The following is a 14680-nucleotide window of genomic DNA, read 5'->3' on the forward strand; positions in this document are numbered from 1 at the left end:
GCAAATGAGATGGGTCAACGATGCGACACGCCGGTGTAACGTCGGTTTGATTCGTTCAGCCGTCTCATTTGCTCAACTCCCGCGGCCGACCCGGCTCAGCCCGCGGAGTAGCTGGGCTCGCGGCGTTTGACGGCGGCGATCACGCGGTAGGTGACGGGGAGGAACGCCGCCTCGACGAGGACCTTGTAGACGTAGCCGACGATGATGTAGTTGACCAGCGTGCCTCCCGTGATGATGCCGGCGAACGCGATGATGCAGAACAAGATGGTGTCCGCCGCCTCCCCGACGAGCGTGGACCCCATTAACCGCGCCCAGAGCGAGCCTTCGCTCGAGCGCTGTTTGAGCTTCACAAGGACCCATGCGTTGAGGAACTGCCCGGCGAGATACCCCGCGAGACTGGCCACCACGATGCGGGGCACGAATCCAAGGACGGCGTCGAAGGCGTCCTGGTTCGGCCAGTCGGCCGCGGGCGGTGCAGCGCCGACAAGGAGGAAGGTCACTGAGGCCAGGATCGACACCGCGAACCCCAGCAGGATCGCCCGTCGGGCACCGGTCAGCCCGTACACCTCGGCCAAGACATCACCCAGGATGTAGGTCAGCGGGAACAGGAATGCGCCGCCGTCGGTGATGATCGGGAGGACGGGGAAGCCCAGCACCTCAACGTCGGGGCCGAACTGGATGAGCTTGACCGCTGCCACGTTGGAGATGAGAAGCAGGGCACAGAACAACGCCACCACGATGTCGAAGACACCGCGTGGGCGGGAGGCGAACGAGGGGGTCGGGGTCGCTGGCACCGGGGCAGTCTACGCGGGGCGGGTGATTGGGGCGAGACCAGCGCGTTCGCCCCCCTGCCGGGTCAGACGGTGGCAAGATTTGGTTATGGACGACATCACTGGCGAGACACTCCCCGACGAGTCCGAGCAGCTGGACCAGTTGCAGCCGGGCGACTCGTTGATCGATCGCGGCGTCGACGACGTCCTGGATGAGGGCTACATCGCACCCGATCAATGGTCGCCGGCTCAGGGGTTCGGGAACACCCCTGCGGAGATGCGCCAGGGCGAGACGCTTGAGATGCGGATGAAGCAGGAGACCCCGGAGAAGGTCGAGGATCCCCAGGACTGGAACCCCAGCAAGGAGTCACGCCAGGTCGGCGCCGTGCGGGCCGGACGGCTCATGGCCGTGCAGGGAGCGGACGGCGAGCAGCACACGCTCGGCATCGACGTCGGTTACGGCGGGGGTGCCGCGAGCGCGGAGGAAGCGGCGATGCACGTGATCTCCGACGATGAGGACGACGACTTCCTCGAGGATTGACGCCTACACTGGTCCGTGGCGGACATCCCCCGCACTCACGTTCACCTGACAAGGACCTGCCCTGAAGAACAACACGTTGGATCAGCAGCACGCGACCCGCATCGTCTCGGTCCCGTCGTCGATCGACATGGTCAATATCCTCGGCCCCCGCGACGACTACCTGCGCATCCTGGAAGACCAACTCGACGCCGACCTCCACGTGCGGGGCGGCCAGATCACAGTCTCGGGGCCGTCGCGGGAAGTGTCGAAGGCGGCGGAGGTGCTCATCGAACTCATCACGATCGTGCGTACCGGCCAGGGGCTGACCGGCGAGACGGTGGAGCGGGTCATCCAGATGGCCGACGACCCCAGCACGAGCGCCTCGGAGATCCTCACCCAGAACATCGTGTCGGCCCGCGGCAAGACCGTGCGCCCGAAGACCCTCAACCAGAAGCGCTACGTCGACGCCATCGACCGGCACACCGTCGTCTTCGGTATCGGTCCCGCCGGCACCGGGAAGACCTACCTCGCGATGGCCAAGGCCGTCCAGGCCCTGCAGGCGAAGGAGGTGAGCCGAATCATCCTGACCCGCCCGGCGATCGAGGCGGGCGAGCGGCTCGGCTTCCTGCCCGGCACGTTGAACGACAAGATCGACCCCTACCTGCGCCCGCTCTACGACGCGCTGCACGACATGGTCGACGCCGACTCGGTGCCGAAGCTGTTGACCTCCGGCACCGTCGAGGTGGCCCCCCTGGCCTACATGCGCGGCCGGACGCTCAACGACGCGTTCATCATCCTCGACGAGGCGCAGAACACCTCGATGGAGCAGATGAAGATGTTCCTTACCCGCCTCGGCTTCGGATCGAAGGTCGTGGTGACGGGCGACGTCACGCAGATCGATCTGCCGGGCGGCGTCAAGAGCGGCCTGCGCGGGGTGCAGCAGATCCTCGACGGCGTCGACGACATCGAGTTCTGCACGTTGACGTCGCGAGACGTCGTCCGGCACAAGTTGGTCGGCCGCATCGTGGCCGCCTACGACCAGTTCGAAAGCCTGTCCACCGAGCGTCACGAACGCAGGGCCGCACGGTGATCGACCTCAACAACGAGTCAGGCGTCGAAGCCGACGAGCTGGGGCTGGTGGCGCTGGCCCGATTCGCGCTCGAGAAGTTGCGGATCCATCCGCAGGCGGAGTTGTCCATCCTGTTGGTGGACGAGGCGACGATGGCCGATTACCACGAGAGGTTCATGGACCTGCCCGGCCCCACCGACGTCATGAGCTTCCCGATGGACGAGTTGCGGGCGCCCAACGACGACGAAGAGCCGCCGCTGGGCCTGTTGGGCGACATCGTGCTCTGCCCACAGGTCACGGAGCGCCAGGCGGCCGACAACGGACGGGCGCCCGACGCGGAGGCGGAGTACCTGCTCATCCACGGCCTGCTCCACCTGCTCGGCCACGACCATGCTGAACCCGAGGAGAAGGCGGTCATGTTCGGCCTGAACGACCGGATCATCGCCGCTTGGGAGTTGGCCAAGCAAGAGCGCACCTGACGTGGCACGCTCCGAACTCAGCCGCAGTCTGGGGCTGTGGGATGCGGTCGCCATCGGGGTCGCCTCCATGGTCGGGGCGGGCGTGTTCGCCGTCTGGGGGCCCGCCGCCCAGTCCGCGGGGAGTTGGCTTCTGCTCGGGCTCGTCATCGCCTCGACCGTCGCGTGGGCAAATGCCACGTCGTCCGCGCAACTCGCCGCCCAGTATCCCGCTGCCGGCGGGACCTATGTCTACGGACGCGAGCGGCTGGGGGAGTGGCCCGGCTACCTCGCCGGGTGGAGCTTCGTCATCGGCAAGACCGCCTCGTGTGCGGCGATGGCGCTGGCCTTCGCCGCGTACGTGGCACCTGAGGGCTGGCAGAAACCCGTGGCCATCTCTGTGGTCTGGGTGCTGGTGGGGGTGAACAGCCTCGGCGTCACCCGCACCGCTCAGGCAGCCAAAGTCCTCGTGACGCTGTCCCTGACGGGCATCGTCCTGGCGGTGGCGTTCGGCTGGTTCGCCGGTCCAGAGGTCGGCCGGTTCGCCTGGGCTCAACCGGTCGGGGGCGCCTACGGCGTGCTGCAGTCGGCAGGGCTCCTCTTCTTCGCTTTTGCCGGGTACGCACGCATTGCGACGCTGGGCGAGGAAGTGCGCGACCCGGCGCAGACCATCCGCCGTGCCATCGTCGGGGCGCTGACCTTCGTGCTCGCCCTGTACGCCGTCGTCGGCGTCTCGCTGCTGGCGCTTCTCGGCCCAGAAGTCCTGGCTTCCCAGACGGCGCCACTCCTGCTCCTCGTCGAGGGGAATCCGGTCCTGAGGATCATCCTCACCGTGGGGGCTGGGGCTGCCATCGCCGGGGCGCTCCTCGGCCTGCTCTCCGGGATCGGCCGGACCTGGCTGGCGATGGCGCGCGAGCGCGATCTGCCGGGCTGGTTCGACCACACCCATCCCGTGACGAAGGTGCCGCATCGTATCGAGGTGACCCTCGGGGTCCTCCTGACGGTGATCCTTCTGCTGGTCGACCTCCGTGGCGCCATCGGCTTCTCGAGCTTCGGGGTGCTGCTCTACTATTTCGTGGCCAACGTCGCGGCCCACAGCCAGGATGCGGCCCATCGGCGTTACCCGAAGGCCTGGCAGGTGCTTGGCGCAGCGCTGTGTTTCGTGCTCGTGGTCACGCTGCCCTGGCAGTCGGTGCTGGGTGGGCTGCTGGTGCTCGGGCTGGGCGTCGCCTGGCGTGCGCTGAGACCAGCCGCGCTGCGTTAGACTCTGGGCTTTAGCCCCTTACCTAGTGAGTTGAATAAAGCCCCGTGAGTCAGTCCGAATGGATTGAGCTTGGCCTTGCCCTGCTGTGCGCGATCGGCGCATCCGTCCTTGCAGCCGTTGAGGCTGCCCTCGGTGGCGTCACCAAAGCGCGCGCCGAACGCCTCGTCGAGCAGGGCGTCCCCGGCGCCGAGCGCATCCGTCTGATCGCCCAGGACCCCGCCCCGACCATTAACGCGGTGATGTTCTCCAGAATGCTGCTGGAGATCACCTCCATCGTGCTGGTGAGCATCGTGATGTTCACCCAGTTCCAGGTCGACTGGCAGCGGGCCCTGGTGACCACCGCCATCATGCTGGTCGTGTCCTTCGTGCTGTGGGGGGTGGCTCCCCGGACCCTGGGCAAGCAGCAGCCCGAGAAGACGTTGCGTACGTTCGGTGCCCTCGCCTCGGGGCTGACCACCGTGTTCGGCCCCGTGGCGTCGCTCATGATCCTCCTGGGCAACGCCCTCACCCCCGGGCGCGGGTACCGTGACGGACCGTTCGCCACTGAAGCTGAGTTGCGCGACCTGGTCGATATGGCTCAGGCCAGCGACCTCATCGAGGCGGGGGAGTCGAAGATGATCCACTCCGTCTTCGAACTCGGGGACACGCTCGTCAAGGAGGTGATGGTCCCGCGGCCAGACGTCGTCTTCATCACGGCGGACAAGACGCTCCGGCAGCTCCTGTCCCTGGCGCTGCGATCGGGCTTCTCCAGGATCCCCGTCATCGGGGAGGACCTCGACGACATCCTCGGCGTCATCTACCTGAAGGACGTCTCGAAGCGCATCTACGACTTCCCGGATTCTGAGCGGTACGAGACCGTGGCCGAGCTCATGCGTCCGGCGACGTTCTGCCCGGACTCCAAGCCGGTCAGCGAGTTGCTGCGGGACATGCAGCTCAGCCATTCCCACCTTGTGGTGGTCGTGGACGAATTCGGCGGTACGGCGGGTCTCGCCACCATCGAGGACATCCTGGAGGAGATCGTCGGCGAGATCGTCGACGAGTACGACCAAGACGCCCCCGCAGTTGCGGAGCTCAGCGACGGTCGCTACCGGGTCAGCTCGCGGCTGTCGCTCGACGACCTGAGTTCGCTGTTCCACGTCGACATCGACGACGACGACGTCGAGACCGTGGGCGGACTCATGGCCAAGCAGCTCAACCTCGTTCCCATCCCCGGCTCCCGCGTGGTGGTCAGGGACCTGGAACTCGTTGCCGACCGCGCGGTCGGCCGACGCCACCAGATCGGCACCGTCATCGTCCGCCGCCTCAGCCCTGAGGAGCTGGCCGACGACGCGTCCCACACAGAAGGATCGCCCGATGACTGACGGATACAAGTCCGGTTTTGCCTGCTTCGTAGGCCGACCCAACGCCGGCAAATCAACTCTGACCAACGTACTTGTCGGGCAGAAGATCGCCATCTCCTCGAGCAAGCCACAGACCACCCGCCACGCGGTGCGGGGCATTGTGACGAGGGAGGACGGGCAGCTCGTCCTCATCGACACCCCGGGCCTCCACCGTCCGCGCACCCTTCTCGGCCAGCGGCTGAACGACCTGGTCTTCGAGACGTGGTCGGAGGTCGACGTCGTCGGCGTCTGCCTGCCGTGCGATCAGAGGATCGGTCCGGGCGACAAGTTCATCATCAGCGAGATCGCAAAGCTCTCGAACAAGCCCACCCTCGTCGCGCTGGCCACCAAGACCGACCTCGTGAGCAAGGAGCGTCAGCTCAGCCACCTCGTCGACGTGGGGGCTGTTGCGGAAGAACTCGGCATCGAGTGGGCCGAGGTCATCCCCTGCTCGGCCACCGCCGGGACTCAGATTGACGAAGTGCGCGATGCACTCCTCAACCTGCTCCCCGAAGGCCCCATGTACTACCCGGACGGGGAGATCACCGACGAACCCGAGGAGACGCTCATCGCAGAGCTGATCCGCGAGGCGGCCCTGGAGGGGGTGCGCGATGAACTGCCGCACTCGATCGCCGTGGTGATCGACGAGATCCTCCCTCGACCGGATCGGCCGGAGGACAAGCCGCTGACCGACATCTTCGCTTCCATCGTCGTGGAGCGCGAATCTCAGAAGGGGATCATCATCGGGCACCGCGGCGCCCGCCTGAAGGAGATCGGGGCGACGGCCCGCGAGCAGATCAACCGGCTGCTGGGGACCAGGGTTCACCTCAGCCTCCACGTCAAGGTGCTCAAGGAGTGGCAACGCGACGCGAAATACCTCAACCGGCTCGGCTTCTGACGAGCCTGATGCGCGGCCGCTCAACAGAGTTGATCGAATGTTGAGCTGTGAAGGGCGAGGTCGCGCCCTTTGTCGACCAGAAACTGTGCACATTTCTTGCGCGGAATGCCCTAGTTGGTAACTATTTGGTCACGAGGCTGTGTCGATGCATTGATACCCCAATGACGGATTCCTAGTATCAAGGCAACGGCCAATCACCCCTGGTTGTCTCTCCAACGAAAGGAAGATCACGTGAAGCGTGTTCTCAAGTTCGGCGCAGCCGCCATCGTCGGCGCTCTCGCGCTGTCTGCATGCGGTGGCGACAACACCGCTGATCGGACCACTGATCCCACGACCGCCGGCGGCGAAACCACCGCTGCCGGCAGCGAGGCCGCCGTCGATCCGGGCTCGCTCGAGACCACGATCAAGATCCTCGCCCCGTCGTACTCCGATTCGTCTGAGGCCGATTGGCAGACCATCATCGACAAGTTCAACGAGGAGTACCCGAACGTTGACGTCGAGCTCCAGATCGCGGGTTGGGAGGGCTTCACGCAGACCGTGCAGGGCCGCATCCAGTCCAACGACCTGCCCGACATCCTCAACGACAACGCGTTCGCCTCTGCGGCGGCCGAGGGGCTGCTCTACCCGATCGACGAGGTCCTTTCCCAGGAGACTCTCGACGCCATCGAGCCTTCCCTGCTCGCCAACGGCGTCGGCACCGACGGGGTCCAGTGGGCCGCGCCTGACATCGCGACCGCTCGCCTGATGGCCTACAACAAGGACCTGTTCGAGGAGGCCGGTATCGAGGCTCCGCCCACCACGTGGGCCGAACTCGAAGAGGCGTCCGCCAAGATCGTCGCCCTCGGCGACGACCGTTACGGCTACGGCATGCCGCTCGGCTCGGAAGAGGCTCAGGTCGAGTCCTCCCTGTGGCTGTGGGGCGCGGGCGGCGACTGGGTCGACGGTGACACCCTCAACGCTGACACCGAAGCCGCTGCTGAGGCGTTCGCTCAGATGAAGAAGATGCACGCTGAGGGCTACACCCAGTCGCGTCTCGAGGACAACCGTCAGGATGTCGCCACGCTGTTCCAGAACGGCCAGCTCGGCATGATGATGGCGCACTCCGCCATCGTCAACGACGCTGTCGACAAGGGCATCGATGTGGGCCTGGCCCCCATCCCGTCCAAGTCCGGCGAGGGCGTTGCGCTCGGTGTGACCGACTTCATCGTCGCGTTCAACAACGAGGACGCTGATCGCAAGGCCGCCACCAAGGCCTTCCTCGACCTCCTCTACTCCGACGAGATGTACGAGGCCTGGTACAAGGGCACCGGCCTTCTTCCCGTCACCTCCTCGATGATCGAGAAGGGTGTCTCCGAGGGCGACGAGATCGAAGCCGGCTTCCTCGAGGCTCTGCCGCTGGTCAAGTTCCTCCCCGTCGGCTACGCCGAGTGGGACGCGCTCCAGGGCGCGCTTCAGGGCGAGGCCTACAAGGTGAGCACGGACGATCCGGCCACCCTCCTCGCCCAGATCCAGGCAATGGCTGACGCTCAGGCCTGATCCCGAGCAGAATTGCGGGGTGGTGCAGTCCTCTGTGCCACCCCGCACCCATGCTCACCCCATTGACCACAACCCATCGAAGGGACGACGAAGGTGTCGTTAGCGGCTCCCCCCAAGACAGTGGAGATTGCCAAGAAGAGGCGTGGTGCCTCTCGCGTTCGAGAAGGCGTGCGGGCGCTGCCCTGGCTCGTCCCGACCCTCATCCTGATCTTCGGGGTCGTGTTGTTCCCAGCCGGCCTCATGGTGTACACCTCGTTCTTCCGCTTCAACGCCAGAGGAATCCAGCGCGGCGACGAGCCCATCGGCTTCGACAACTACACGGGCACCGCTGGTGCGTTGACGTTTCCGGGCGTACCGATCCAACAGATCATCATCAACACGCTCCTGTGGGTCGTGGTTGTGGTTGTGGTCACGGTGCTGCTGTCGCTTGCGCTGGCTCAGTTCCTGAACAAGGAGTTCCGTGGGCGAAAGCTCATCCGGCTCTTCATCATTCTTCCCTGGGCCTGCTCCGTCGTCATGACGGCGACGGTGTTCCGCTACGGGCTCGACGAGCGGGTCGGCCTCTTCAACCGTCTGCTGGTGGACACCGGAATCCTCGACACGATGCAGGCTTGGACGAAGGATCCCATCCCTGCGTTCTGGGTCTCGGTGTTCGTCGCGATCTACGTCTCCCTGCCGTTCACCACCTACACGGTCTTGGCCGGGCTGCAGTCGGTGCCAGTGGACGTCCTCGAGGCGGCGCACGTCGACGGCGCACACTCGGCGCAGCGGTACTGGTTCATCGTCCTCCCGTTGCTGCGGCCTGCGATTGCGGTGGCTGCGCTCATCAACATCATCAACGTCTTCAACTCACTGCCCATCCTACGTGTGCTCCAGGCGACGCCCGGGTACCACGACGGTCACATCACGACGACGTTGATGTACGAGTACCAGGTACGGCTGGGCCCCGGCGTCTCGTCGGCTCTGTCGGTACTCAACTTCCTGTTCTGTCTTGTGATCATCGCCATTTACCTGGCGGTTGTCAGGCCCACGAAGGAGGTGGCCTGAGCCATGGCGAAGGTCCAGTCTGAACACAAACTTCGCGGCGGCATCAACAAGCCCCCGAACCCGTGGCTCATCGCGCTCGGCGCGATCGTCATCGTCCTGTTCTTCTCGTTCCCGTACCTGCTGATGCTCATCACGTCGCTGAAGACGCGGCTTGAGGTGACGGACATCCCACCGGTGTACTTCCCCGAGCAGCCGAGGGTGGAGAACTATCTCGAAGTGTGGGAGACGTCGGTCAGCCCCGCCAGCGCTCTGCTCGCCACGGCCGTGATCGCCGTCGGAGCCACCCTGCTGGTGCTGCTCGTGGCCACCCCGGCCGCCTATTATGTGGCCCGATTCCGGTTCCCTGGCCGACTGGTGTTCCTCTTCCTCGTGCTGTGCACCCAGATGCTCCAGCCGACCGTGCTGGCGGTTGGCCTGTTCCAGCAGTTTCGAGACTGGAGTGGCTACAGCATCTGGGGGGCACTGATCCTCATCAACGGAGCGTTCAACCTGTCCTTCGCGATCTGGATCATGCAGGCGTTCTTCGCCTCCGTCCCGAAGGAGGTCGACGAGGCCGCCCTCATCGACGGCCTCGGCCGGCTCCAGACGATGTTCCGGATCTCCCTGCCACTGGTGTGGCCGGGTATCGTCACGGCCATCGTCTTCGTCTTCGTCAACTCCTGGAACGAGTACGCAGCCGCCCTGATGCTGGTTTCGAATCCCGATCTGCAACCTCTGACCGTCGCGATGCCGCGCTATCTGAGCCTTTACATCCAAGACTGGCAGTACCTCTTCACGGTGGCGCTCATCGCGATCGTGCCGGTCATCGTTCTGTTCGCCCTGATCGAGAAGCGCCTCATCGGCGGCCTGACCGCCGGGTCGGTCAAGTAGGCCCAAGATCGACACGGCGGGAATGGGCGTGAAACAGTCTCCCGTTCCCGCCGTGGCGGTGCTAAAGTCGCCGACGTGGCACGACCCAACCTGCTCCTTGGCTGCCGCAGCGAGGCCCAGAATCTCTGAGCCGGAACTCCTCGCTGCGGTGCAATGTCGTGTCCGGCGCCACACCCCAGCCCTGGAGATTCTGAAATGACTCGATTCAACACCCGCCCGCAGCCCACCCCCGTGCAGCAGCCCACGCCTATGCCGGTGCACCGCTACACGCCTTTTGTTCCAGTCGACGTTCCGGACCGGACGTGGCCGACCAAGCGCATCGAGAAGGCGCCGCGATGGCTGTCCACTGATCTCCGCGACGGCAACCAGGCCCTCATCGATCCGATGACGCCGTCGCGCAAGATGCGCATGTTCGAGCTGTTGGTCTCGCTCGGCTACAAGGAGATCGAGGTCGGTTTCCCGTCCGCGTCGCAGACGGACTTCGATTTCGTCCGTCAGTTGATCGAGGGCGACAAAGTGCCCGACGACGTGACGATCTCCGTGCTCACGCAGGCCCGTGAGGACTTGATCAGCCGGACGGCCGAGTCGCTGGTCGGCGCCCATCGGGCGACTATCCACATGTACAACGCGACGGCGGAACTTTTCCGGAAGGTGGTCTTCCGGATCTCCGAGGCCGAGTGCGTCGACCTGGCGGTCAACGGCACCGAGCTGGTGCTCAAGTACGCCGACAAGTACCTGCGCGACGTCGAGTTCGGCTACCAGTACTCGCCTGAGATCTTCACCCAGACACCTACCGACTTCGCCATCGAGGTGTGCAACGCCGTGGGCGACGTGTGGCAGCCCAGCTCCGGTCGCGAGATCATCTTCAACCTGCCTGCCACCGTCGAGCGATCGACCCCCAACACGTACGCGGATCAGATCGAGTACTTCATCCGGCACGTCAAGAACCGGGAGCATGTGGCCGTGTCGCTGCACCCCCACAACGACCGGGGCACCGCCGTGGCGGCCTCCGAACTGGGCCAGATGGCTGGCGCCGACCGCGTCGAGGGATGCCTCTTCGGCCACGGGGAGCGCACGGGCAATGTTGACCTGGTCACGCTGGCCCTGAACCTGTACACCCAGGGCGTCGACCCGCAGGTGGATCTGTCCGACATCGACCACGTGCGCCGCACCGTCGAGTACTGCACCGGCCTGCCCGTCCATCCCCGCCACCCCTACGCAGGCGAACTGGTGTACACGGCCTTCTCCGGCTCCCACCAGGACGCCATCAAGAAGGGCCTGGAGCACCTGGAGGACGAGGCGGCACGGCAGGGCAAGACCGTGCAGGAGATCGACTGGGAGGCCCCGTATCTCCCCATCGATCCCCACGACGTCGGCCGCACCTATGAGGCGGTCATCCGCGTCAACTCGCAGTCGGGCAAGGGCGGCATGGCCTACCTGATGAAGAACGAGTTCAAGATGGATCTGCCGCGCCGCCTGCAGATCGAGTTCAGCCGCGTCGTCCAGCAGCACACCGACACGGCCGGCGGCGAGGTGACGCCGAAGGAGATCTACGACATCTTCCAGCGCGAGTACCTGACAGGCGGACCCTGGCGGCTCACCTCGGCTGGATCGACGTCGAGCAACGGCCAGTTCCACGTCAGGGCGACGGTCGACGGCCCCACCCGGCACGGTGCCGAGATCGAGGGCGAGGGCAACGGCCCCGTCTCAGCGTTCGTCGACGCCCTCGTGCAGGCCGGGGCGCACGTGCGGGTCCTCGACTACTCCGAGCACGCCCTGGATTCCGGCGGCGACGCGTCCGCGGCGGCCTACGTCGAGTGCGAGGTGGGCGACGGCGACGACGCCCAGGTGCTGTGGGGGGTCGGGGTCGACCCGTCCATCACCAGCGCCTCAATGAAGGCGATCCTCAGTGCGCTCAACCGCGCGTTCGAGCCCGCGATTCCCTGAGTCGCTGTCGTCTCCCGAGCTTGTCGTTTTTGTTCCCTGAGCTGGTCGTTTTTGTTCCCTGAGCTTGTCGAAGGGTAACGGCCGGGACCGTGGTCGCCGCCCCTGATGGCGGCGTCGACCACCCCCGGACCGTTGCCCTGCGCGACTCAGCGCTGCGTGAGCTCGTTGCCGCACCCTGGGTCGAAGAGCGACCCGCGCTCATCCGGTACGGTGGCAGGCATGCCCAAGCTCACCGACCGCGTCGCCGGTGACGCCGACTCTCTCTACGAACACTTCTCCGCCTGGGCAGAGGCGGAGGGGATCTCGCTGTACCCGCATCAGGACGAGTCGGCCATCGAGTTGTTCTCCGGTAACAACCTGATCCTGTCGACACCAACCGGCTCAGGTAAGTCCCTCGTGGCCATCGCCGCGCACTTCGCCGGGCTGCAGACCGACCGGGTCAGTTTCTACACCGCCCCCATCAAGGCGCTGGTGAGCGAGAAGTTCTTCGCCCTGTGCGCGGTATTCGGCGCCGACAACGTCGGCATGATCACCGGCGACGCCTCCGTGAACGGTGACGCACCCATCATCTGCTGCACTGCTGAGGTGCTGGCCAATATCGCCTTGCGCGAGGGCCGGGACGCCGACGTCGGTCTCGTCATCGCCGATGAGTTCCACTTCTACTCGGAGCCGGACCGGGGCTGGGCCTGGCAGGTCCCGCTGCTCGAACTGCCGCAGGCGCAGTTCCTGCTCATGAGCGCGACCCTCGGCGACGTCTCAGCCCTTGCCGACGACCTCACACGTCGTACCGGGCGACCCACCAGCCTCATCGACGACGCCGAACGCCCGGTGCCGCTCATCTTCGAGTGGTCCATGACGCCCCTGCAGGACCGCGTCATGGAGTTGATGCACGAGCAGAAGGCACCCGTCTACATCGTGCACTTCACGCAGGCGGAGGCGCTCGAGCGGGCACAGGGCCTGCTCTCACTCAAGCTGATCGACCGCTCCGATGCCGACCGTATCGCCGAGGAGATCGGCGCGTTCAGATTCGGGCCGGGCTTCGGCAAGATTCTTTCCGGTCTCGTCCGGCGGGGGATCGGTGTGCACCACGCGGGCATGCTGCCGAAGTACCGACGGCTCGTCGAGCAGTTGGCGCAGACCGGTCTGCTCAAGGTGATCTGCGGCACCGACACCCTGGGTGTCGGGATCAACGTCCCGATCCGCACGGTCTTGTTCACCGGCTTGTCCAAGTACGACGGGAACCGGACCCGGAGGTTGCGTTCCAGGGAGTTCCACCAGATCGCCGGACGTGCGGGGCGCGCGGGGTACGACACTGTGGGATTCGTCGTCGTGCAGGCGCCCGAGCACGTCATCGAGAACGAGAAGGCGCTCGCCAAGGCCGGCGACGATCCCAAGGCGCGCCGCAAGGTGGTGCGCCGCAAGCCGCCTGAGGGTTTCGTCGGATGGACCGAGGACACCTACGACAAGATCATCGTCGCGGAGCCTGAGTCGCTCATTTCGCGCATGCAGGTGACCCACGCCACGATCCTTCACATCGCACAGCGGCCGGGCGACGGTGTGGAGGCGATGCGCGAGCTCATCTGGAGCAGCCACGAGACCAGGGATCGCAAGCGTGCCCTGACGCGCCGCGCACTAGCCCTGACCAGAGGGCTGCTGCGCTCCGGCGTGCTGGTGAAGCTCGACCGTCCGGACCCGGACGGCCGCCGCTACGCCCTGGCCGACACCGTCGCCGACAACTTCGCGCTCAACCAGCCGTTGGCGCCCTTCGCCGTGGCGTCGCTCGACCTGCTGGACCGCGACTCACCGACCTACCACCTGGACGTCGTGTCCGTCATCGAGGCGGTCCTCGAGGACCCGTTCCAGGTCCTCCTGGCCCAGCAGTTCGTCGCCCGCGGCGAGGCGGTCGCGCAGATGAAGGCGGACGGGGTCGAGTACGACGAACGCATGACGCTGCTGGAGGAGGTGACCTGGCCGAAGCCTCTCGACGAGCTCCTCACCCACGCCCTCGGTCTGTATGCGCAGTCGCATCCGTGGGTGGACGCGGCCATGCTGTCGCCCAAGTCCGTGGTGCGAGACATGTGGGAGCGGGCGATGAGCTTCACCCAGCTCATCAGCGTCTACAAGCTGCAGCGTAGCGAGGGCACTGTTCTGAGGTACCTCTCGGATGCCTACCGCGCACTGCGCCAGACGGTGCCGGACGAGTTCCGGACGGAGCAGTTGGGCGACCTCATCGAGTGGCTGGGGGAGACGGTCAGGCAGACCGACTCCTCCCTCCTCGACGAGTGGGAGGCGCTCACCGATCCCGACAAGGTTGCCGCCGCCGTGGCCGCGGCCGCCGCCGGCGCGCCGCCACCACCGCCGCGGCCGGTCACGGGGAACGAGCGCGCCTTCACAGCTATGCTCCGCACCGCCATGTTCCGCCGGGTGGAACTGGCAGCCCGCGATGACGTGGACGCACTTGCGGCCCTCGAGGAGTCCACGGCCGGCCTCGCTGAGCCTGCGCTGCCGGTCGTCATGGACGCCGATGCCTGGGACGAGGCGCTGGGCGAGTACTGGGATGAGCACGACGTCCTGCTCACCGACGGCGATGCGCGAGGCCCGGGGCTTTTCCGGATCGAGAAGGGCCGAGACCGCTGGACTATCCTGCAGGTCATTCATGATCCCGAGGGCAACCACGACTGGATGATCCGCGCCGAGGCGGATCTGGCCGCCAGCGACGCAGCCGGGGCCGCCGTGGTCCGCGCACTCGCCTTCCAACGCCTCGACTGACCCTTGAGGTCTCGACTGATCCCTGAGCTTGTCGTTCCGTGGTCCCTGAGCTTGTCGTTCCGTGGTCCCTGAGCTTGTCGTTCCGTGGTCCCTGAGCTTGTCGAAGGGTTACGGCCGCGACGCTTGTCGCCGCCTGGGCCCTGGACCCTCTGGATT

General features: G+C 65.9%; 12 protein-coding genes. 11 read left to right on the plus strand and 1 reads right to left on the minus strand.

Features of this window, described 5'->3' with window-relative positions; genetic code table 11:
• Nucleotides 1-95: 95 nt before the first annotated feature.
• A complete protein-coding gene (locus tag RPIT_RS04940) occupies nucleotides 96-794 on the minus strand; it encodes a queuosine precursor transporter (RefSeq protein ID WP_077341210.1) in 699 nt (232 codons plus the stop codon).
• Nucleotides 795-879: 85 nt separating this feature from the next.
• Between RPIT_RS04940 and RPIT_RS04945 the strand changes: the two genes are divergently transcribed.
• The 11 genes from RPIT_RS04945 (at nucleotide 880) to RPIT_RS04995 (ending at nucleotide 14524) form a co-directional block, all read left to right on the plus strand.
• The gene (locus RPIT_RS04945; protein WP_077341212.1) at nucleotides 880-1311 is read left to right on the plus strand and encodes a DUF5709 domain-containing protein; all 432 of its coding nucleotides are present in this window, start codon (nucleotides 880-882) and stop codon (nucleotides 1309-1311) included.
• A gap of 127 nt (nucleotides 1312-1438) precedes the next feature.
• Nucleotides 1439-2380, plus strand: coding sequence for a PhoH family protein (locus RPIT_RS04950; protein ID WP_093664726.1), 942 nt, complete (start codon nucleotides 1439-1441; stop codon nucleotides 2378-2380).
• Nucleotides 2377-2838: an rRNA maturation RNase YbeY gene (ybeY, locus tag RPIT_RS04955; protein ID WP_077341214.1), complete on the plus strand. Its 462-nt coding sequence runs from the start codon at nucleotides 2377-2379 to the stop codon at nucleotides 2836-2838. The genes RPIT_RS04950 and ybeY overlap by 4 nt, the downstream gene beginning before the upstream one ends.
• Nucleotide 2839: 1 nt before the next feature.
• Nucleotides 2840-4078 carry an APC family permease gene (locus RPIT_RS04960; protein WP_077341216.1) on the plus strand — a complete coding sequence of 413 codons (1239 nt, stop codon included), beginning with the start codon at nucleotides 2840-2842 and terminating at the stop codon, nucleotides 4076-4078.
• A 44-nt stretch (nucleotides 4079-4122) separates the two neighbouring features.
• Nucleotides 4123-5439: a hemolysin family protein gene (locus RPIT_RS04965; protein ID WP_077341217.1), complete on the plus strand. Its 1317-nt coding sequence runs from the start codon at nucleotides 4123-4125 to the stop codon at nucleotides 5437-5439.
• Nucleotides 5432-6355 carry a GTPase Era gene (gene era, locus RPIT_RS04970; RefSeq protein ID WP_077341219.1) on the plus strand — a complete coding sequence of 308 codons (924 nt, stop codon included), beginning with the start codon at nucleotides 5432-5434 and terminating at the stop codon, nucleotides 6353-6355. The genes RPIT_RS04965 and era overlap by 8 nt, the downstream gene beginning before the upstream one ends.
• Before the next feature lie 231 nt (nucleotides 6356-6586).
• Nucleotides 6587-7891 carry an ABC transporter substrate-binding protein gene (locus tag RPIT_RS04975; protein WP_162274499.1) on the plus strand — a complete coding sequence of 435 codons (1305 nt, stop codon included), beginning with the start codon at nucleotides 6587-6589 and terminating at the stop codon, nucleotides 7889-7891.
• Nucleotides 7892-8059: 168 nt separating this feature from the next.
• Nucleotides 8060-8938, plus strand: coding sequence for a carbohydrate ABC transporter permease (locus RPIT_RS04980; protein WP_077341223.1), 879 nt, complete (start codon nucleotides 8060-8062; stop codon nucleotides 8936-8938).
• A 3-nt stretch (nucleotides 8939-8941) separates the two neighbouring features.
• Nucleotides 8942-9808, plus strand: coding sequence for a carbohydrate ABC transporter permease (locus RPIT_RS04985; RefSeq protein WP_077341225.1), 867 nt, complete (start codon nucleotides 8942-8944; stop codon nucleotides 9806-9808).
• Nucleotides 9809-10003: 195 nt separating this feature from the next.
• Nucleotides 10004-11755: a 2-isopropylmalate synthase gene (gene leuA, locus RPIT_RS04990; protein ID WP_077341227.1), complete on the plus strand. Its 1752-nt coding sequence runs from the start codon at nucleotides 10004-10006 to the stop codon at nucleotides 11753-11755.
• A 219-nt stretch (nucleotides 11756-11974) separates the two neighbouring features.
• A complete protein-coding gene (locus RPIT_RS04995; RefSeq protein WP_077341229.1) occupies nucleotides 11975-14524 on the plus strand; it encodes a DEAD/DEAH box helicase in 2550 nt (849 codons plus the stop codon).
• Nucleotides 14525-14680 lie beyond the last annotated feature (156 nt).

Source organism: Tessaracoccus flavus (assembly GCF_001997295.1).
Taxonomy (GTDB): domain Bacteria; phylum Actinomycetota; class Actinomycetes; order Propionibacteriales; family Propionibacteriaceae; genus Arachnia; species Arachnia flava.